Raw genomic sequence first — 17,769 nt, 5'->3', positions numbered from 1 at the left:
CGTCGGGATTTCTCGGCGACGGCATTTTCGTCATTCTTGGGCCGCCGCCGGTCGATCATGCCGCGGAATGGGCGGGGCGGGGGGAACGATCTCATCCGACGCAACGCGCCCACACGTCTTTGATCACGGCCTCGTCGACATCGTCACGGGCGACGACCTCGCCGATCCGCGTCGGCAAGATCAAACGCAGCCTGCCGTGTTGTACCTTTTTGTCGTGCCGCATGCATTCGTAGGCGGCGTCGGGATCGTTGAGGGACGCCGGCAACGACGTGGGCAGTCTCAAAGCTTCCAGCAGTTTCTGCTGTCGTGCGGCCGATTCAGCATCGAACATGCCGAGTTCGACCGCCAACTCGGCGGCACAGCGCATGCCGATGGCGACCGCCTCGCCGTGAAGCAACTCCCCGTAACCGGCCAACGTCTCGACGGCGTGGGCAAACGTGTGACCGTAGTTCAAGATCGCCCGGCGACCGCTCGTTTCTTTTTCGTCGGCCTCGACGACGTCGGCCTTCAGGCGGCAGCAACGGGCGACGATCCGTCGCAAAACGTCCGGATCGTGATCCAGCAAGCCCGCCACGTTCGCTTCGAGGTCGGCAAACAGGGCCTCGTCGAGGATGACGCCGTACTTGACGACCTCTCCCAGCCCCGAGATGTACTCGCGAGGCGGCAGCGTCGACAACGTGTCGATGTCGATTTGCACTCGCATCGGCTGGAGGAACGCACCGACCATGTTTTTCGCTTCGGCCAAATTGATGCCGACCTTGCCCCCGACGGAACTGTCGACCTGGGCCAACAGCGAGGTAGGAACCTGGAGAAAGCGAATCCCGCGAGCGAACGTGGCCGCGACGAATCCCGCCAGGTCGCCCACGACGCCTCCTCCGACCGCCACGACCACGCTTTTGCGGTCGGTGCCCTCGCGGAGCATCTCCTGCCAAAGCGTGTTCGCCATGTCGATCGACTTCGAGACCTCACCGGCCGGAACCACCATGACCGAGACATCGATGCCTGCATCGATGATGTGCTCGGCGACGTTCTGGCCGTGGGGATCCATGACGTTGTCGTCGGTGATGATCACCGAGTGAGTCACGCCCTGTTCCCGCAGATAGGCGGCGGTCTCGGGCAAGGTTCCCGAGCCGATTCGGATGTCGTAACTGGCCGGTCCAAGGGCTACATGCACGGTTTCGAATGCGTCCGACACCGACAAGACTCCTGTGCTTGGATTTTCGCGTCCCCATAACCAGGGGGTGACAGGCGGCAGGATGTACGTATTCAGCGTGGGTGAACGACTATTGTACCACCAATGACGGGAAACGCGACGGACGCCTGAATGCGTCCCCGAGCGGGGGGGATCGCCCTTGTAGCAGAATGACGCGATCGCGATACTGAAAGTTGTCGCCGAGCTTCGGTGTTGACGGTGGGCGTTGTTCTTCGAAGTCGGCAGCACGACATAAATCGGATTGATGGCAAACGTCCTCATTGCGTTGGGTAGCAATCTCGGCGATTCGTCTCAAATCGTCCAAAAGGCGATTTCCCAGATTGCGCAAGATTGCCAGGTTTCCGACTATGCCGCGAGCCGATTGCATCGGACCCCGCCGATAGGTGGCCCCGAAGGGCAAGGACCGTTCGTCAACGCAGCAATGGTGGGAGACACATCGCTAGAGCCGCGTGTCGTCCTCGATCGATTGCAGGTGATCGAGCGACGTTTCGGACGCGAGCGGCTCGAACGCTGGGGACCGCGGACGCTCGATTTGGACCTGATTTTGTACGGCGATCGCGTTCTGGATGAACCCGGGCTGATCGTGCCGCATCCGAGGATGGCGTGGCGCCGGTTCGTGCTGGATCCCGCGGCCGAAGTTGCCCCGGGCATGGTACATCCCATTTTTGAGCTGAGCGTCGCCGAGTTGAAGCGCCGGATCGACGATGCCTGTCGGCCCAAGATCGTCGTGTGGGGCGACACCGTTGAATCGACCCGCGAGCGAAGAGATGCTTTCGAGAAACGGCTGGTGAAGCGGATCGGCGATTCCGCCGAAGTCGAGGTTTGCTCGCTGGATGCCGTGGGTGGTTCGAACCGCACACCGGAAGAAACCCGCACCGATGGCACAGTCCGCCGTCCCAACCTGTACGTGGTCGGTCCGGCGACGCCGAATCCGTTGTATTGCCTTGAGGAACGTAGAGCATTGGAACATAACCATGTCCCCCAGGCCTCGGACGGCGTCCGTAATTCCCGGCACTGGACGCGGGCTTCGCGAATTTCCTATATAGTACAACGATATCGGACGGTTGCCCCGATCTTGGTCTTGCCGGAAAGGCGCGATGACGATATCGCCGATTGGGTGGAAGAAATCGTCGCTGCTGCGGCATCGATGCGATGACAGACAGGCCGTTTTCCCGGCGACGTCGTCCGATCCGAAAATGTGAACATCTTCCGATTCGAGAGCAGGCCATGACGAAAACGCCCGAACTGATCGATACGATCGCCGAGTTACGCCGCCGCGTGCGGCAAGCGAAATCGGAAGGGAAGAAGGTTGGGTTCGTGCCTACGATGGGGGCGCTGCACGAAGGGCATTTGAGTCTTGTGCGGGCGTCGACGACCGAGTGTGATGCCACCGTGGTTTCCATCTACGTCAATCCCACGCAATTCGGCAGAGGAGAAGACTTCGATCGGTACCCGCGAACACTGCCCCGGGATATCGAGCTTCTCACGCCGTTGGGCGTCGATTGGGTGTTCGCGCCCGGTGACGACGAGATGTATCCCGAAGGATTCGACACGTGGGTGACCGTCGGCAAGATAGCCGAACCGTGGGAGGGAGCTTGCCGGCCGGGACATTTCCGCGGAGTGGCGACGGTCGTGCTCAAGTTGTTTACCATGGTGGAACCTGATATTGCTTACTTCGGCGAGAAAGATTATCAACAACTGGCCGTCGTGCGGCGGATGACCGTCGACTTGAATTTGCCGGTCGAGATTCGCGGATGTCCGATCGTGCGCGAACCCGACGGCCTGGCCATGAGTTCGCGAAATCAGTATCTCGACGCCCGGCAGCGCCGCGAGGCGTTGGTGCTTTCTCAAGCCTTGAAGCTGGCCGGCGATATGGTTGCTCGGGGCGAAACCGACGCGGCGCAGATCATCGCCGAAATGGAGCGTCACATTCGGTCGGCGCCGAGTGCCCGCATCGACTACGTGGCGATCGTCGATCCCGAAACCTTCGAGTCGGTTCCTCGCGTCGAGCGGCCGGTGCAAGCATTGTTGGCGGTACGCATCGGCGATACGCGACTGATCGACAATGCACGCTTGACGCCGCCGAAAGGCTGATTCGGCTTTCGCGAGCGGCGCTCGCGGCCAAGAAAAGGATCTTGATGCCCGCATGTTGCAGACATTGTTCTACATACCGGAACGCCTGTGGGGGATGCCCGTTTTCGGGGCGGGACTGCTGTTGGCCGTGTGCGCACTGGCGGGCGTGATCGTCGTCGGATACCAGTTCGTGCGACGCGGTTGGAATGGTGAGACGGCCGGATACGCGGCGTTGTTTGTCGTCTTGGGCGCGGTAATCTATTTCGTGCTTCCCAATTTGTGCGTGCCGATCACTCGGCACGGCATGCCGTTGCCGGGGGCACCTCGCGGATTGCCGATTCGCGGGTACGGCACCATGTTGCTGCTGGCCGTACTGAGTTCCGTCGGCTTGGCCATGTATCGTGCCAAGCGTTGGGGAATCGATCCCGACGCTATTTTCGAGTTGGCGTTGTGGGGTATCGTTCCGGGGATCGTCGGTGCCCGCGCGTTCCATGTGATCGAATATTGGTCGGTCGATTACGCACCGATTCTACGCGAGCAAGGACTGGTGCCTGCCGTGTTGGCCGTGATCAACGTGCCCAAGGGAGGGCTGGTCGTTTACGGCTCGCTGATCGGGGGAATCGGAGGAATCGCGTATTACATCTTTCGGCGTCGATTACCTCTGTTGCCGGTGCTCGATTTGATTGCTCCAAGTTTAGTGTTGGGCCTGGCAATCGGACGAATCGGCTGTTTTCTGAACGGTTGTTGTTTCGGCGGCGCGTGCGAATTGCCGTGGGCGGTTCGCTTTCCCCCCGAATCTCCGGCATTCGTCCATCAGGTCGAAAACGGACTGCTGCCGATTCAAGGCATGATGCTGCGACCGGATCCGAAGCGGACGGACGGCTTACCCGTCATTTCGGCCGTCGTTCCCGACTCGCCTGCCGAGAAGGCCGGTGTAAAGCCGGGTGAGCATCCGGTGGAAATCAACGGTGTGCGACTGGCGGATCCGCGATTGGATGTGGCTCCGATCGTGGTTGCTATCCATTCGCTGGGGTATTCGTCGACCCCTGCGAAAACGATCCGGATCGTAACGGTCGAGGGGAACACCTATCGTTGGGCCGGGCATACCGCCGTTCCGGATCATTCGAGGCCGATCCATCCCACACAGTTGTACAGCAGCATCAATGCCTTCCTGCTATTCTTCTTTTTGCTTGCCTACGAGCCGTTTCGGAAACGGGACGGCGAGTTGTTTGCCGTACTGATGACGCTGTATCCGATCACGCGATTCGTTCTCGAGATCATCCGGACGGACGAGCCGGGGATCGTGGCCGGCTTGTCGATCTCGCAAACGGTCAGCGTTTTGATTCTGTGCGGCGTGACATGCCTGTGGTTCGTACTGTGGCGTCGTCCGATCGGTGTCACCTATCCTCGTCGCGACGACGAAAAGGCGGTCGCTGACGAGTGATCTTGAAAAGGTTTGCGGGGAGTCGGCTTCTGTGATGAGCACCATTTTGGACCGAATTACCGAAAAGAAACGCCTCGAGATCGAGCGGGCAAAGACCTTTGCCCCCTTGGAAGACTTGAAGCGAGCGGCGGAGCAGGCACCGGCCGCGCGCGACTTTTTCGCTGCCGTCCATCGGCCGGGCGAGGTCGCCTTGATCGCCGAGGTCAAGAAAGCGAGCCCTTCCAAGGGAGTCATTCGAGAAGAGTTTCGCCCGGTCGAAATCGCCCGCACGTACGAGGCACACGGGGCTGCGTGTATCAGCGTGCTAACCGACGAGTCGTTCTTCCAGGGACATCTCGAATACCTGAAATGGGTCAAGCAGGCGGTCGGGATTCCCGTATTGCGGAAGGATTTCATCCTCGACCCGTACCAGGTGTGGGAAGCTCGCGCGTACGGGGCCGACGCCGTTTTGCTGATTGCCGAGTGTCTCGACGACGAATCGCTTTCCTCGCTGTACGGCTTGATTCGCGAACTCGGAATGACCGCCCTGGTCGAATTGTACGATCCGGCCAACGTGGAACGTGTCGTCGATTGCGGCGCCCGATTGATCGGCATCAACAACCGTAACCTGCACACCTTCGAGGTCGATATCGAACACACGATTCACCTGCGCCGTGAGATTCCGGCCGATCGGGCGGTCGTCGCCGAAAGCGGGATCGCGTCGTACGCCGACGTATGCCGACTGCAACAAGCCGGTGTGCAGGCCATGCTCGTCGGCGAAAGCCTGATGCGTGAAGAAGATATCGGCGCCGCCGTCGACCGTCTGCTCGGCCGAACGCCCGAGCCGCACTCGGCCGACGGCTGATCACGACCGATGCGGGAGCTCCGATTGTTCGCGTGACCGGCGAACAGCGACGCCGGGCGAACCGTCCGCGTTCAGTTCGGCTCGATGCGAATGGCCACCGCTTGCGGACGGCACAGGGCGTGGACTTGCGAATCGATCTCGGCCGCTTCTTTCAAGGCCGCTTTCAATTCGACACCGCCGTCGCCGGGCCGGCCGTTGAACGGATCGGTGAAGCTCTTTCTCCACGCTTGGTACACACGGGCGTGCTTTTGTTGAAGCAATCCGAGGACGTCCGCGGCCTTCTTCGTCGTCGGAAAGGCCTCGATTTCCGAAACATTGATTCCGGCGGCCAACTGTGCAGCATCGAAGGTGCCGCAAGGAGTGTCGTCGGCGACGAGTGTGTAGGTGCCCGCCGGAAGGCCTCGAACGGTCAGCGTTTGCCGGTTGAATCGTTCGGCAAACCGTTCGACCGCCAACGATTCGGCATCCCATCGCGGATCTTTCGGCATGGGCAGAGGTGTCGTCCAGGTGAAGGCCACTGTGCGATTCCGGCACTCGAGATTCGATACGTTTTCGGAAGGGGTTGCCTTCGCTGCGGCGTCGACCTCCGCGGTGGACACAACCCCCGGGACCTTCCACGCCTCGAGGATTGTTTGCGCCATGAGCCAATGCCCGGTCGGATTGGGATGGACGGCGTCGGGCGACAGATAAAAGCTCACGCGTTCTCGACGACGAATTTCAAGATGGCGGGTAAGGGCCGTGTGAACGTCCGCTGCGGTCAGGTTGCGTTCCGCCGCAAATTGCAGCAACCATTCGCTGTAACGCGTGAGGGTTTCGTCGTAATCCACCGCGGGAAATTTGTAGCCGTAGGTCACCGCCTCGGGATTGCCGACGCGACGGCGGTAAGGATCGTACGGTGGTGGTGTGACGAGAACCAAGCGGGCCCCGCAATCGGCCGTCTTTTTCGCCAGCCAGGCGACCCCTTTTTGATACAGCGCGAACCGCTCTTCGTCGAACGGAAAATAATTGCCGTCGTTCATCCCGAAGCAGGCTACGACCACGTCGGGATTCCAGTCGGCGATGTCGCGATCGAAGCGACGTTTTGCATCGGGACGTCGCGGTTCATGATCCGGTTCGCTCGTTCCCGAGATCGTCTCGCTCGAGATACCGTGGTTGATTACGTCGAAGCGGGCGTCGGGAAATCGTGTTGCCAAGAAGGCGTCGACGTACACCACGTAGTGGCCCGCCTGGGTGATGCTGTCGCCGAAAAAGATGATGCGCTCGTTGCCGCGCAGGAAGGCATCATTCGCGGGTGCCGCGACCGGGCGGACGCACGCGACGATCGCAATGACGGCGATCCCGATACCAAACCGCAATACCGCTCGTCGAGAAATGCGGAGGGCCATGTCGTTTCTCTCCCGGATGTCGAACCGTTTGTTGACCGAGCCGGCGACGACACAACTTCGTCGACTGTCGAGACGAAACTCGATTATAGTTGCTTCTACACGCGCAAGCACGGCGGCGGGCGAGACTTTCCCTCCGTCGGAGAACGCGGTACCGTATGGGTAAGTCGGGAGCGGGAGGACCTGCTCAACTACCTTCGGAAACCTTTGCGGGGACGATCGGTCATGCAATCGATTCGAGAAATCATCGACCTGTTGGCGTGTCCCGAAACGCACGCGTCCCTTGCCGTGGCCGACGATGAACTCGTCGCAAAGCTGAACGAAGCCGTTCGGGCGGGCACGCTGGTCAATCGGGCCGGAGACAAGGTAAACGAACCCCTTCAAGGGGCGTTGGTCCGCGAGGACGGCCGCGTCGCGTATCCCGTCCGTGAGTCGATTCCCGTGCTGTTGATACCCAAGGGTATTCCGCTGGATCAACCGGCGCTGCGCGACCGAACTTGATGGGGCATTCCGGTGAGGAGGAAAAGACGATGAGTGAAAAGACCGTCTTCAAGAAGATTATCGATCGCGAGATTCCGGCGGACATCGTGTACGAAGACGATTGGTGTCTGGCGTTTCGCGACATCAATCCGCAGGCACCGGTCCATCTGATCGTGATCCCCAAGAAAGAGATCGTCAACGTCGACGACATGCGCGATGAAGACGTCGAGATCTTGGGGCGAATCTTTCTGGCGATCAAGAAGATTGCCGCGCAGGAAGGACTGGAAAAAGGCTACCGTGTGGTGACGAACAACGGCCGTGACGCCGGCCAAGAGGTGATGCACCTGCATTTCCACGTGTTGGCCGGTCGCGGCTTCGGGTGGCCGCCGGGCTGAGGAGGAGAACGGCCGGATGCTCGTTCGATGCGCAGCAGTCCGGCACATGCCTGCAATGCCGGCATTGCCTGCTTGCGGTGTGCAATGCGCTTGATTTTGTCGAAAGCCTGCGGTAAACCGAACCGCACGCAAGATGCGCCTCGGCTGGGTTGTTCCGCGAGGACACACGACCGCACCATACCAGCAAGGAGAGGGACCGATGCTCGGCGTTCAACTCGACCTGCCCGACTACCTGAAACGAATCGGCGACGAACTCGCAAAGATCAACCTCGGCGCGGTCGAACGGCTGTCGGAGAAGCTTTTCGAGGCTTACGAACAAGGTCGTTTCATCTTTATTTGTGGGAACGGCGGCTCGGCAACGAACGCCTCACACATCGCCGAAGATCTGGGAAAGAGCGCCTTCAAAGAGGCGGATTTGCAAGCCGATTGCATCAAGCGGCTGAAGATCATGAGCTTGACCGACAACGTCGGTTGGATCACAGCCCTGGGCAACGACATGGGCTACGATCAGATCTTCGTCCAGCAGCTCGCTTCGTATGCCGGCGAGGGCGACGTGCTGATCGCCATCAGTTGCTCGGGAAACAGCCGCAATGTGTTGACGGCCGTCGATTGGGCCAATCGGCACGGGATGTTCACATACGGCATGACCGGCTACGACGGTGGAAAACTCAAACAATTGGCACACGACGGTTTGCATGTCGCCGTGGCCGATACCGGCATGGTCGAGGCCTTGCACGGGTGCGTGTTCCACTGGGTCGTCGACGACTTATATGCGCGGGTGTACAAAACGGGGCGTTACGAAGCCGATCAGGCGTGCGTAAGCTGAGAACGCTGCGAGCGCTGTCCGCTTCTCATCGGCTCTACTTTGTCTAGTTTGCGCAGAATCGCTGGTTTGGAGCCTGGTGGTGACGATTCGGCGGTGAGAAACCGTTCGATCTTGTTCGACTCGGGTAAATGGGATAGCATTCGTAAGCTTGAGGCGCCGTCTCGGCTTTGCTGATTTGGCAAGAAAGCTCGTCTTGGAAAGGATTCCCGATTATGCCGGCGACGTTGAAAGAGCTTGCGGCTCTTGTGGGGGGCGATCTCCGTGGGCCCGGCAATTTGGTCGTCAACGGGGCGTGGCCGCTGGTCGAAGCGGGCCCCGGCGACATCACGATGCTCGATTCACCGGAAAACGCCGACAATCTGGCGAGATCGAAGGCGGGCGCATTCGTCGGGCCGCGGTCGCTCGAAAGGCCTGGTGCGGACGGCGAGGTTCCCGGCTTGCCGCTGCCTGCCATTCTCGTGGATGATCCGCACGCCGCTTTCACGAAGATCGTGATGCACTTTCGGCCGCAAACACACACGGCAACGTCGGGAGTCGATGCGGGGGCGTACGTCAGCCCCAAGGCGAAGCTGGGCGAGCGAGTCACGGTCTACCCGGGGGCATACATCGGAGACGGTGTGGAAATCGGTGACGATACGACGATTCACTCCGGTGTACGCATCCTGCCCGGTTGCAAGATCGGCAAGAACGTCGTGCTGTTTCCCAACGTGGTTCTGTACGAGAACACGCAGATCGGCGATCGGTGCATTCTGCATGCGGGTGCCGTGATCGGAGCGTACGGTTTCGGGTACACCAGCGAGAACGGGATTCACCGTCTCTCGGCCCAATTGGGCTTCGTCGTGATCGAAGACGATGTCGAAATCGGGGCCAATACGACGATCGATCGAGGAACCTACGGCCGGACCGTGATCGGGGCCGGAACCAAGATCGACAATCTGGTGATGATCGCGCACAACTGCCGTTTGGGCAAAGGAAACATCGTGTGTGCCCAAGTGGGGATTGCCGGCAGCACGACGACCGGCAATTATGTCGTCATGGCCGGACAGGTGGGCGTGCGGGATCATGTACACATCGGCGACGGGGCCGTGTTGGGAGCGATGTCGGGCGTGATCAACAATGTGCCCGCCGGGGCGCACGTGGTCGGTATTCCCGCGACTCCCGAAAAGGAACAAATGCTCAAACAGGCCGCGTTGTCGCGTCTGCCCGACATGCGACGCCAGTTGCGCCAGCTTCAGGAAGCCGTTCGTCGCTTGGAACAGCAAAGCGAAGTCGACAGCGCGGTAGAAACGCAAGGATGAATACGGGAGGGAACGCACCGATCGGCCTGGTCGCTGGATGGGGCCGGTTTCCGATCGTCGTGGCCGAAGAACTCAAACGACGCGGCGAGACCGTCGTGTGCGTCGGAGTGCGCGGACACGCCGACACCGTGTTGGCCGAGATTTGCGACGCCTACTATTGGATCGGTCTCGGCCAGCTCGGCAGGGCGATTCGACTTCTCAAGCGGCACGGCGTGCGACGGGCCACGATGGCCGGGAAGATCCACAAGGTCGTTCTCTTTCGGCGTTGGGCCTGGATTCGACATCTACCGGATTGGCGAGCCGTGAAAGCTTTTGCCCCTCACTTCTTGACCCGCAAAAAGGACAACCGCGACGACTCGTTGTTGACGACCCTCTGCGACGAGTTTGCGGCCGACGGGATTTCGTTCGAACCGGCCACCGATCTGGTGCCCAAGCTGCTGATCGGTCGCGGTATCTTGACTCGTACGAAACCGAATGCGTGGCAGCAAAAAGACATCGCTTTCGGTTGGCGAATGGCCAAGGAGATGGGGCGGCTCGACATCGGACAGAGCGTCGTCGTGAAAGACTTGGCCGTGTTGGCGGTCGAGGCCGTGGAAGGGACGGACGCCTGCATCCGCCGGGCGGGTGAACTTTGTGAGGCGGGCGGATTCACCGTCGTCAAGGTCGCCAAGCCGCAACAAGACATGCGTTTCGACGTGCCCACCATCGGAACCAGTACATTGCGCACGATTCTCGAGGCGGGCGGTCGCACGCTGGCGGTCGAGGCCGGAAAGACGATCCTGCTCGACGCCGAAGACGTCCTGCGATTCGCCGACAAGCACGATATGATCTTGGTCGCACTGACCGAGGACGACCTCGTATCCGCCGACAATGCTGCTTTGCGCGATGCCTCGGCCGCCGAACATTCACGTTGAGCGGCGTCGGCGGGCAATCAATCTTCGGAAGCGTCTTCTTGCGTCACGGGCGGAAGTCCGGCTTGGCGCCGAATTTCCACCGCCACGGCGGTCCAGTCCCAATCGCCGCGTCCCAGGGCTTTCGAACTCGTGTAGCGATCCTTCAATAGACTCACCAACGGCATGGGGGTTTCGCTCTCGAAGGCCGTCTGCGCTACGAGATTCAAGTCCTTCAACCCCAAACGCAGGCGGAACAGCGGTTCGTCGTGCTTGCCGGAAAGAATATGGGCCCCGTAGCCCTTGTAGATCAGGCAATTGAACAGGAATTCGGTGAGCGCTTCGTACAAGGCCTGCGGCGGTAAACCGTTTTTCTCGGCCAGTGTGAAAGCCTCGCCGAGCGATTCGATGACCGTGGCGATCAGAAAATTCGAGCACAGCTTGGCGACGTGGGCTTCCGTCGGGCCGTCGCCCAGTTCCAAGACCTGCCGGGCGATCGAAGCCAGAATCGGTTTGACTTTGGCACGGGCTTCGGGCGGCCCTGAAATGTAGTATGTCTGGGTCTTGGCGCGGATGGCATCCGGGCGACCCATGACGGGACAGGCCAAATAAATGCCGCCGAGCTCTCGGTGTCGCTCGGCCAGCAGGGCAGCCGTCTTGGGTGAAATCGTGCTCATCGAGACGTGAATGCCCTCCGGGCCGAGTCGACGGAAGAACTGTTCATCGGCGGTGATTTCCAGCAGTGCGGCGTCGTCCGATACACAGGTCATCACGATGCCGTTTTGAGGAACGGCCTCGGCCGGAGAAAAGACTTGGCGCGCCCCCAAATCAAGCAACGGGCCGGCCTTTCCCGGCGTGCGATTGTAGACGACCAGCGGATGGCCTTCCCGGCGAAAATTCGCCGCCATCGGGGCGCCCAATTGTCCCAGACCGATAAACCCAAGCGTCGGTTTGTTGTTCGTCGTATCGCTCATGTTACAGCTCCTCGCGGGCAAAGGCTCATCGCTCGGTAGCGTACCACGTGTTCCGCGCAACGCCAAGGAGCATAGAACTCAGCGCCGCCGAAGCGTGATGTGAGTCAGCTCGGGCGGACAGAAATAGCGGATCGGAAATTGGGCCGAAACGCCGCGGTTGACATACATCACCGTAGGCGGATATTCGAACAACCCTTCGGCGTGGCGAATCCCACTGCAACACGGGGCCAACAGCGGGCCGAATCCCGGAAGGCGAATCTGCCCGCCGTGCGTGTGGCCGGTGAGCAACAAACGAATCTCGTGCTTGCGGGCCCAGTCGATGCGGTCGGGCGTATGAGCCAGACCGATGCGGAATCCTCGCGGGGCGTGCTTTTCCAGCGGGACCGAGTCGATGGTGGACGGGATCCAGGGATGCTCATTGCCTGCCAGAAGGACTTCGGCATCATGATGGATGAGTACATGAACCTTGCCGCCCAAATCGACGAGGCCGCGTTCCGTCAAGGCCGATCGCAAACGTTGTACACCCACTCGAACATCGTGATTTCCCAAAATGAAAAACACGCCCAATCGTGCGTGGAATCGGGAAAACACGTTCGCCGCCGTTTCGATGCAGTCGGGATTGTCGACAAGGTCGCCGGTCAGTACGACAAGATCGGGATTCAGACAATTGGACCGGTCGACCACTGCATCGAAGAATCCGCGAGCGACGCGTCCCGTAAAATGCCAGTCGGTCAAGTGGCAAATCGTCAGACCGTCGAGAGCCTCCGGCAAATCGTCGAACGCAAGTGCCAGCCGTACGACACTCAAGCGTAGCGATTCGTTGCCCGGTACGTGGAGCACAGCCGACGGACGAAAAGGGACCGGCTCCGTTTCCCGGTCGATGGTCACGTCGACGTGCGGAGTGTCGTGATCGTTGTCGGCTAGATGGTGTTTTCGCAGGTCGTGGATTTCGTGCGATCGGTGCAATAGGGAAGGAACGCGACGGCGCAGGCGATGCCAAATGCGCAGCCACACGGCCAAAGGAAAGGCGGCGGCGCAGAGGACGATGTAGGCCCTCGGTACGACGGCGAGTCGCAAGAGATCGCGAGGTTCGACGACACCGGCGGCCGGCACGCTTCGGACGACGATGATCGGTACGACGAGCGTTGTCGCCAGCACGCCGGCCGAAAGATATTGGCACACACGGAAATCGATCCGCATGGCGTGCAGGCGGTTCCACACAGCCGCCCACAGGCAGAAATGGCCGGCCGCAAGCCAGAGAATCACGAAGCACCAAATCCAGATCATCGCGACGACCGGTCGAACCGAAGTGAATCTCGCAGAAGCGTGTTTCCCTGTTGCATCGGCGGCGGGAAGTTTTCGGCGACCGCCCGGCTACATTCCGTTGGAGGATTTGTCGAGAACCGGTCGCGGCTGCGGGGCTTGTTGCCCCTTCGCCGGGTTCGAACGCAAACGAACAGGGCGATTGATCACTTGCTCGACGGCGTCGAGCACTTTGGTCAGGAGGAGGCTCGAGTGGACGAACTGGTCGATGTGCCAAATCTGTCTGGCTTTGACGGCGATATGTTCGCGATCATAGCCGTCGTCGATCAACATGACGAAAGGTAGCGGCTCGATGGGGATCTCCTGGGCCACGCGTTCGATGAAGTCGATGCCGTTCATGTCGGGCAAGTACCGCGAACCGAAAATGACCGCGTATCCGCCCTCATTATTCGTAGCGCGGATCATGCCGATGGCGTCGGTGCCCGTGTTGGCTGTTTCGACGACGCATCCGAACGGTTCCAGGACCGAGTGGGCATTGCTGCGGACGTTGTCGTTCGGATGGACGACCAAGATGCGTTTGCCGCTGAGGAACTCCTTTTTCGGCGGCGGAGGTTGCGGGGAGGCGGTCGTCGGGGTGAGCGTTTCACCGATCTCGAGGATCAGCTTCTTCATGTGGCGAACGATTTGTCGCAGGCGTTCCACCCGTTTGATCGTTTCAGACGGCGGCAACTCCATGTACTGGTTGAGAATGCCGCTGGTAAGCCTGAGCATATCGTCGATCGGCAACGCCACCGCTCCATGAATTCGTTCGACGCTCTTGGCGGCTACGCTGTATTCCTCCTCGGCCAGCAAATCAAGCGTGTTGATGGCCACCGCGATGTTGTACGACAAGGCCTCGATACACTCTTTGTCGTACTGGGTGAAGGCACGCGGTTCGCGGCTTTCGACGTTGAACGTGCCGATGATGCGGTTCAACAACACCAAGGGGACGACGACGCAGCTTCTCGCCTCGGTGGCTCCCGGCAGATAGAGCGGGTCGGCTTGGGTGTCTTCACACAGATAGCTCTTGCCGGTCGCAGCGACGAAGCCGGTGATACCGTTGTTTTCGCAGGCCGCGTACAGTTCGCGGTCGGCGGCTTCGGGACTCATTCCGATGGCCAGCAAGCCCTTCAAGGCCGGCGGTCGATCCTTCTCGGCCGGCTCGTCCGGCTTCCGCTCGAGCAACCGAATTTCGATGACGTCGTAATTGAGGTCTTTGATGAGCTTCGCTATTCGCTGCTTGAGCAGTTCGATGCGCTCTTCCGCCCGCATACTCAGCAGTTGGTTGGGCGGAATATCGGCCAACAACATGGTGGCGTTGTGGATCGCCCGCAACTTCTTCTGCTGTTTGTTTTGTTCGGTCACGTCGCGGAGGCAGGCCACCATGTGGGAAAGTGTCGTGCCGTCGTTTTCGAAAATCGGGGCGACGTGCAGTTCGTATTGCCTTCGGCCGTTTACCCGCAGTGTCGTCTGTACGGGCTGATTGCCGGTTTTGACCGAGTGGAAGGGGCAAAAGTTGGGGCCGAGGATTTCCGCTTCTTCGGTGCCGTCCTCCGATTGAAACGGGGCGAAGAACGGTCGTCCGATGATCTCGTCGTGCGTGGAACCGGTCCACTCGCAGAAGAGCTTGTTTGCCCACAAGATCGTCTGATCCGGGGCAACGAGAACGACACCTTCGGGCAGATGATCCAGCAGATTTCCCGTCGGTGGACCGACCGGCCCGCGGAGCTGCTCGCGTCCCACGACCAGCAGGTCGAAATCGTCGTCGGCCGAGTGCCGGAGCGTATCCAGCGAGGAGGTGGTGTAAAGGATTTCGGCATGCTCGCCGACCTCCTTCCGTACGATTTCCTCGGCCGCTGGGCTGGGTTCGCCGATTACGAGGACTTTGGGTTTGGTCGACAAAGCAATCGCTCCGTCTCAGGTGGTTGGGACGATGCTGGTCCCGGTTGCCCCAGGCGGGACCCACCGTTGCTGGGAGGTGTCGATCTGTGGCGCGAGCCGATCTGTTATCAGCATCGTCCAGGGGAGGGCCGCAGGTTGATCTTCAGCGGGCGGCGGGTGCGGGATTCCGGGCAGGTCGCCCTATCCCCGTCGTAAATCCCGCCAAAACCCGCAGATATCTTAACAAGTTTCTTTCCGACTGTCCACGAAAATTATATCCCCTCCAGCAGCCGGGGAACAGCCGAAAAACGCCGACGCCCGCTAGCCACAGCATGTCGCTTGGTTTTTGTACTGTGGAATATTTTGATGAGCCAAAAAAGTGCCGGTGAGCCCGCCCGAATGCGGGTTTGCTCGTTACGATCCGCATCAACAGAACGCCGCAAGCGTGGTTCCGGCCGATCGGCGGCATGCGGTTGGATTTCCCGTCACGGCAACGCCGATCTCGATAGGCGGGAGCAGTTTGCGAGTGCCCGACGTATGCGCAGGCATAAACGCACTTGCCCGACGGAGGAAGTGAACCATGATGCGATCGTTTTTGTTGGCTTGCGGCCTGTTTATCATCTTCGTGGGCGCCCAATGCTTTGCCGTCGATCGCTTTGTGCTCAAAGACAGTGCGCCCGATGCCGTCAAACAGGCGGCGCAACAGGGGGAGGGAAAAGCCGTCCTCGTTCCCAACGATTGGGTTCCCTGGAGTTTGCTTTCAACCGGTACGATTCTGAGCTTGTTTGCGTTGACCGGCGAAAACAAGGGGTGAAGAACATTAGGGGGGCCGCTCCCCCTTGGTCGCACGGCCTCGCTGTTGAGGGGCGTAGGAACGGTTTTTTGGCGATCATGAGGATGAGAAAACGGGACTTCGGATGACGTACCAGGAACGGATTCAGTTTGCGACCTCCGGTCACGGCGCCATGCGGGATTTGACCGCCGACATTCAAGAGATCGTTTCGCGGTCGGGGATCGTCCAGGGAACTGTGAACGTCTTTGCAGTCGGCAGTACGGCGGCGATCGGGACGGTCGAATTTGAACCCGGATTGTGTCGCGACGTGCCCGAGCAACTGGATCGGATTTTTCCGCCGAGTCGTGATTACGGCCACGAGCAGACGTGGCACGACGGAAACGGGCATTCGCATCTTCAGGCGACGTTGATGGGGCCTGCGCTGACCGTGCCCGTCGACGAGGGACGCCTTGTGTTGGGAACGTGGCAGCAGGTGTTTCACCTCGAATGCGACGTACGTCCGCGAAACCGTACGGTCGTGGTAACCGTCCACGGTGATGCTTGAGGGGGGGCACGGCCTGATCATCCGATAAGGCGGTTGTTCTGAGGTGATCACCGGGGCACAATGGAGTTTTGCACGTCCCCGAGCGGGGTGGGGTGCGGCAGGACGCTCCGTGTCGCGGACGAGATTCCCATTCTCTCTTTTGGGCAAGGTGAATAGCCGATGAAAGTGTACGTCGTGCGCCACGCCTGGGCCGTCGATCGGACTGCGTGTCGCACCGATGCCGAGCGGCCGCTTACCGACGAAGGACGAAAACGCTTCGCGAAGTTCGTGCGCAAGTTGGTCAAGCGGGGACTTTCGATCGATCGCATTGCGACCAGTCCGCTGGTGCGGTGCCGCGAGACGGCCGAGATTCTTGCCGACGGCTTGCCGCGACGGCCCGAAATCGAACTGCTCGATGCGCTGCGTCCCGATTCGGACTTGGAAGCGATCGATCGTTGGTTGGCCGAACACCCCAATTGCAAATCGACGGCGTTGGTCGGTCATGCGCCCGACGTATGCACGATCGTTGAACGCATGATCGGGGGTGGGGCCGTGTGGTTCCCGAAGGGGGCTGCGGCGAGGGTGTCGTTCGATATGTCGATCGGTTTCGGATACGGCGAACTCGATTGGCTTGTCACGCCCAAGCTGCTCAATTGTTGAAGCCTCGGCGGGCGGCAGATGGGCGTTTCTTGTCTGCCCTCCGGGAGCGGCCTAAAATAGATTGTTTTCGCGGGCACAGACGGCGGGTGCGGTGCCTGCGGCTCGCGTGCGGCTTTCTTCCCGCGGTGGAATCGGGCCGCATTCCGGGGAGGTTCACGGATGCTCCGTGAAATGTTCGGCGGCACGCCGCAATGGATCGGACTTTGCAGATCGCGTGCCGCGACGAGCCGAAGATCGAACCCCGTTGCCTGGAAAAAGCGACGCGCGCTTTCGGTGACGACAAGCTACGAGACCGAAGACCATGTCGATCGACGAAGAAGAAATCTACCAGGAGCGAATCCTCGACCATTACGAGTCGCCGTACAATCGCGGGCATTGCGATCAATGTACGCACTGCCATGAGGATAAGAATCCTCTGTGCGGCGACGTCGTGCGCATGGAGTTGCAAATCGACGACCATGGCCGGATGCGCAAGGTGTATTTCGACGGCCACGGTTGCTGCATCAGTCAGGCGGCGGCTTCCATGCTGGTCGAGCGATTCGACGGCAAGACGGTCGACGAAGTCAAACAGTTCACCGCCGAAGATATGCTCAAGCTCTTCGGTCCGCGACTCACGCCCAATCGGCAAAAATGCTGCTTGTTGCCGTGGCGGGTATTGCAGGCAGCGATCTATTCACCGTGCGACGAGAACGGCAAGAAATCGTCCGACGCCGCGTCGTAAGGCGAAAGAATTCCGACGACGGGCGGTTTCCCCTTTCCATCGGCCGGTCGTCCTCTACAATGCGTTGACG

Annotated in this window: 18 protein-coding genes; 13 read left to right on the top strand and 5 right to left on the bottom strand. The window is 60.3% G+C overall.

Annotation, left to right across the window (positions count from 1 at the left end; genetic code table 11):
- Window positions 1–91 precede the first annotated feature (91 nt).
- Complete coding sequence (aroB, locus tag ACYQ2I_RS15090; RefSeq protein WP_460167857.1) at window positions 92–1,195, bottom strand: 3-dehydroquinate synthase; 1,104 nt, start codon at window positions 1,193–1,195, stop codon at window positions 92–94.
- 262 nt (window positions 1,196–1,457) lie between these two features.
- Here aroB and folK point away from each other — a divergent pair, with 262 nt between their 5' ends.
- The 4 genes from folK to trpC all read left to right on the top strand — a co-directional run bounded on the left by folK (window position 1,458) and on the right by trpC (window position 5,574).
- The gene (folK, locus tag ACYQ2I_RS15085) at window positions 1,458–2,369 is read left to right on the top strand and encodes a 2-amino-4-hydroxy-6-hydroxymethyldihydropteridine diphosphokinase (RefSeq protein WP_460167856.1); all 912 of its coding nucleotides are present in this window, start codon (window positions 1,458–1,460) and stop codon (window positions 2,367–2,369) included.
- Window positions 2,370–2,440: 71 nt separating this feature from the next.
- Window positions 2,441–3,307: a pantoate--beta-alanine ligase gene (gene panC / locus ACYQ2I_RS15080; protein ID WP_460167855.1), complete on the top strand. Its 867-nt coding sequence runs from the start codon at window positions 2,441–2,443 to the stop codon at window positions 3,305–3,307.
- Between the two features lie 52 nt (window positions 3,308–3,359).
- Window positions 3,360–4,730, top strand: coding sequence for a prolipoprotein diacylglyceryl transferase family protein (locus ACYQ2I_RS15075; RefSeq protein WP_460167854.1), 1,371 nt, complete (start codon window positions 3,360–3,362; stop codon window positions 4,728–4,730).
- Between the two features lie 34 nt (window positions 4,731–4,764).
- Window positions 4,765–5,574: an indole-3-glycerol phosphate synthase TrpC gene (gene trpC, locus ACYQ2I_RS15070; protein WP_460167853.1), complete on the top strand. Its 810-nt coding sequence runs from the start codon at window positions 4,765–4,767 to the stop codon at window positions 5,572–5,574.
- 71 nt (window positions 5,575–5,645) lie between these two features.
- On the opposite strand, the gene ACYQ2I_RS15065 is transcribed toward trpC, so the two are convergent.
- Complete coding sequence (locus ACYQ2I_RS15065; RefSeq protein WP_460167852.1) at window positions 5,646–6,959, bottom strand: SGNH/GDSL hydrolase family protein; 1,314 nt, start codon at window positions 6,957–6,959, stop codon at window positions 5,646–5,648.
- A gap of 222 nt (window positions 6,960–7,181) precedes the next feature.
- Between ACYQ2I_RS15065 and ACYQ2I_RS15060 the strand changes: the two genes are divergently transcribed.
- From ACYQ2I_RS15060 to ACYQ2I_RS15040, 5 genes are all read left to right on the top strand, one after another.
- Complete coding sequence (locus tag ACYQ2I_RS15060) at window positions 7,182–7,457, top strand: Trm112 family protein (RefSeq protein WP_460167851.1); 276 nt, start codon at window positions 7,182–7,184, stop codon at window positions 7,455–7,457.
- 29 nt (window positions 7,458–7,486) lie between these two features.
- Window positions 7,487–7,831, top strand: coding sequence for a histidine triad nucleotide-binding protein (locus tag ACYQ2I_RS15055; protein WP_460167850.1), 345 nt, complete (start codon window positions 7,487–7,489; stop codon window positions 7,829–7,831).
- A 199-nt stretch (window positions 7,832–8,030) separates the two neighbouring features.
- Complete coding sequence (locus ACYQ2I_RS15050) at window positions 8,031–8,657, top strand: SIS domain-containing protein (protein ID WP_460167849.1); 627 nt, start codon at window positions 8,031–8,033, stop codon at window positions 8,655–8,657.
- Window positions 8,658–8,869: 212 nt separating this feature from the next.
- A complete protein-coding gene (lpxD, locus tag ACYQ2I_RS15045) occupies window positions 8,870–9,955 on the top strand; it encodes a UDP-3-O-(3-hydroxymyristoyl)glucosamine N-acyltransferase (RefSeq protein WP_460167848.1) in 1,086 nt (361 codons plus the stop codon).
- On the top strand, window positions 9,952–10,869 hold the full coding sequence (locus ACYQ2I_RS15040) for an LpxI family protein (RefSeq protein ID WP_460167847.1): 918 nt from the start codon (window positions 9,952–9,954) through the stop codon (window positions 10,867–10,869). The genes lpxD and ACYQ2I_RS15040 overlap by 4 nt, the downstream gene beginning before the upstream one ends.
- Before the next feature lie 17 nt (window positions 10,870–10,886).
- On the opposite strand, the gene ACYQ2I_RS15035 is transcribed toward ACYQ2I_RS15040, so the two are convergent.
- The 3 genes from ACYQ2I_RS15035 to ACYQ2I_RS15025 form a co-directional block, all read right to left on the bottom strand.
- Window positions 10,887–11,819, bottom strand: coding sequence for an NAD(P)-dependent oxidoreductase (locus tag ACYQ2I_RS15035; protein ID WP_460167846.1), 933 nt, complete (start codon window positions 11,817–11,819; stop codon window positions 10,887–10,889).
- Window positions 11,820–11,897: 78 nt separating this feature from the next.
- Window positions 11,898–13,106, bottom strand: a complete 1,209-nt coding sequence (locus ACYQ2I_RS15030; RefSeq protein WP_460167845.1) for a metallophosphoesterase — start codon at window positions 13,104–13,106, stop codon at window positions 11,898–11,900.
- Window positions 13,107–13,193: 87 nt separating this feature from the next.
- Window positions 13,194–15,023: a hybrid sensor histidine kinase/response regulator gene (locus ACYQ2I_RS15025; RefSeq protein WP_460167844.1), complete on the bottom strand. Its 1,830-nt coding sequence runs from the start codon at window positions 15,021–15,023 to the stop codon at window positions 13,194–13,196.
- A 559-nt stretch (window positions 15,024–15,582) separates the two neighbouring features.
- Between ACYQ2I_RS15025 and ACYQ2I_RS15020 the strand changes: the two genes are divergently transcribed.
- The 4 genes from ACYQ2I_RS15020 to ACYQ2I_RS15005 all read left to right on the top strand — a co-directional run bounded on the left by ACYQ2I_RS15020 (window position 15,583) and on the right by ACYQ2I_RS15005 (window position 17,699).
- Window positions 15,583–15,816 (top strand): hypothetical protein, encoded by a 234-nt coding sequence (locus ACYQ2I_RS15020; protein ID WP_460167843.1) that lies wholly within the window; start codon window positions 15,583–15,585, stop codon window positions 15,814–15,816.
- 103 nt (window positions 15,817–15,919) lie between these two features.
- Window positions 15,920–16,339: a secondary thiamine-phosphate synthase enzyme YjbQ gene (locus ACYQ2I_RS15015; RefSeq protein ID WP_460167842.1), complete on the top strand. Its 420-nt coding sequence runs from the start codon at window positions 15,920–15,922 to the stop codon at window positions 16,337–16,339.
- A 159-nt stretch (window positions 16,340–16,498) separates the two neighbouring features.
- Window positions 16,499–16,978 (top strand): phosphohistidine phosphatase SixA, encoded by a 480-nt coding sequence (gene sixA / locus ACYQ2I_RS15010; protein WP_460167841.1) that lies wholly within the window; start codon window positions 16,499–16,501, stop codon window positions 16,976–16,978.
- 301 nt (window positions 16,979–17,279) lie between these two features.
- The gene (locus tag ACYQ2I_RS15005) at window positions 17,280–17,699 is read left to right on the top strand and encodes an iron-sulfur cluster assembly scaffold protein (protein WP_460167840.1); all 420 of its coding nucleotides are present in this window, start codon (window positions 17,280–17,282) and stop codon (window positions 17,697–17,699) included.
- Window positions 17,700–17,769: the final 70 nt, after the last annotated feature.

It is taken from the genome of Thermostilla marina (assembly GCF_054657455.1).
The sequence above is the reverse complement of the archived record's forward strand: the minus strand, read 5'-3'. Positions and strand labels throughout refer to the sequence as shown.

What these genes read in the sequence shown, in the direction of transcription:
- ACYQ2I_RS15050 (WP_460167849.1), top strand. Translation starts at nt 8,031, where the DNA reads ATGCTCGGCGTTCAACTCGACCTGCCCGACTACCTGAAACGAATCGGC.
- ACYQ2I_RS15020 (WP_460167843.1), top strand. Translation starts at nt 15,583, where the DNA reads ATGATGCGATCGTTTTTGTTGGCTTGCGGCCTGTTTATCATCTTCGTG.
- ACYQ2I_RS15055 (WP_460167850.1), top strand. Translation starts at nt 7,487, where the DNA reads ATGAGTGAAAAGACCGTCTTCAAGAAGATTATCGATCGCGAGATTCCG.
- ACYQ2I_RS15065 (WP_460167852.1), bottom strand. Translation starts at nt 6,959, where the DNA reads ATGGCCCTCCGCATTTCTCGACGAGCGGTATTGCGGTTTGGTATCGGG.
- trpC (WP_460167853.1), top strand. Translation starts at nt 4,765, where the DNA reads ATGAGCACCATTTTGGACCGAATTACCGAAAAGAAACGCCTCGAGATC.
- sixA (WP_460167841.1), top strand. Translation starts at nt 16,499, where the DNA reads ATGAAAGTGTACGTCGTGCGCCACGCCTGGGCCGTCGATCGGACTGCG.
- ACYQ2I_RS15030 (WP_460167845.1), bottom strand. Translation starts at nt 13,106, where the DNA reads ATGATCTGGATTTGGTGCTTCGTGATTCTCTGGCTTGCGGCCGGCCAT.
- folK (WP_460167856.1), top strand. Translation starts at nt 1,458, where the DNA reads ATGGCAAACGTCCTCATTGCGTTGGGTAGCAATCTCGGCGATTCGTCT.
- ACYQ2I_RS15005 (WP_460167840.1), top strand. Translation starts at nt 17,280, where the DNA reads ATGTCGATCGACGAAGAAGAAATCTACCAGGAGCGAATCCTCGACCAT.
- lpxD (WP_460167848.1), top strand. Translation starts at nt 8,870, where the DNA reads ATGCCGGCGACGTTGAAAGAGCTTGCGGCTCTTGTGGGGGGCGATCTC.
- ACYQ2I_RS15015 (WP_460167842.1), top strand. Translation starts at nt 15,920, where the DNA reads ATGACGTACCAGGAACGGATTCAGTTTGCGACCTCCGGTCACGGCGCC.
- ACYQ2I_RS15040 (WP_460167847.1), top strand. Translation starts at nt 9,952, where the DNA reads ATGAATACGGGAGGGAACGCACCGATCGGCCTGGTCGCTGGATGGGGC.
- ACYQ2I_RS15075 (WP_460167854.1), top strand. Translation starts at nt 3,360, where the DNA reads ATGTTGCAGACATTGTTCTACATACCGGAACGCCTGTGGGGGATGCCC.
- ACYQ2I_RS15060 (WP_460167851.1), top strand. Translation starts at nt 7,182, where the DNA reads ATGCAATCGATTCGAGAAATCATCGACCTGTTGGCGTGTCCCGAAACG.
- ACYQ2I_RS15035 (WP_460167846.1), bottom strand. Translation starts at nt 11,819, where the DNA reads ATGAGCGATACGACGAACAACAAACCGACGCTTGGGTTTATCGGTCTG.
- panC (WP_460167855.1), top strand. Translation starts at nt 2,441, where the DNA reads ATGACGAAAACGCCCGAACTGATCGATACGATCGCCGAGTTACGCCGC.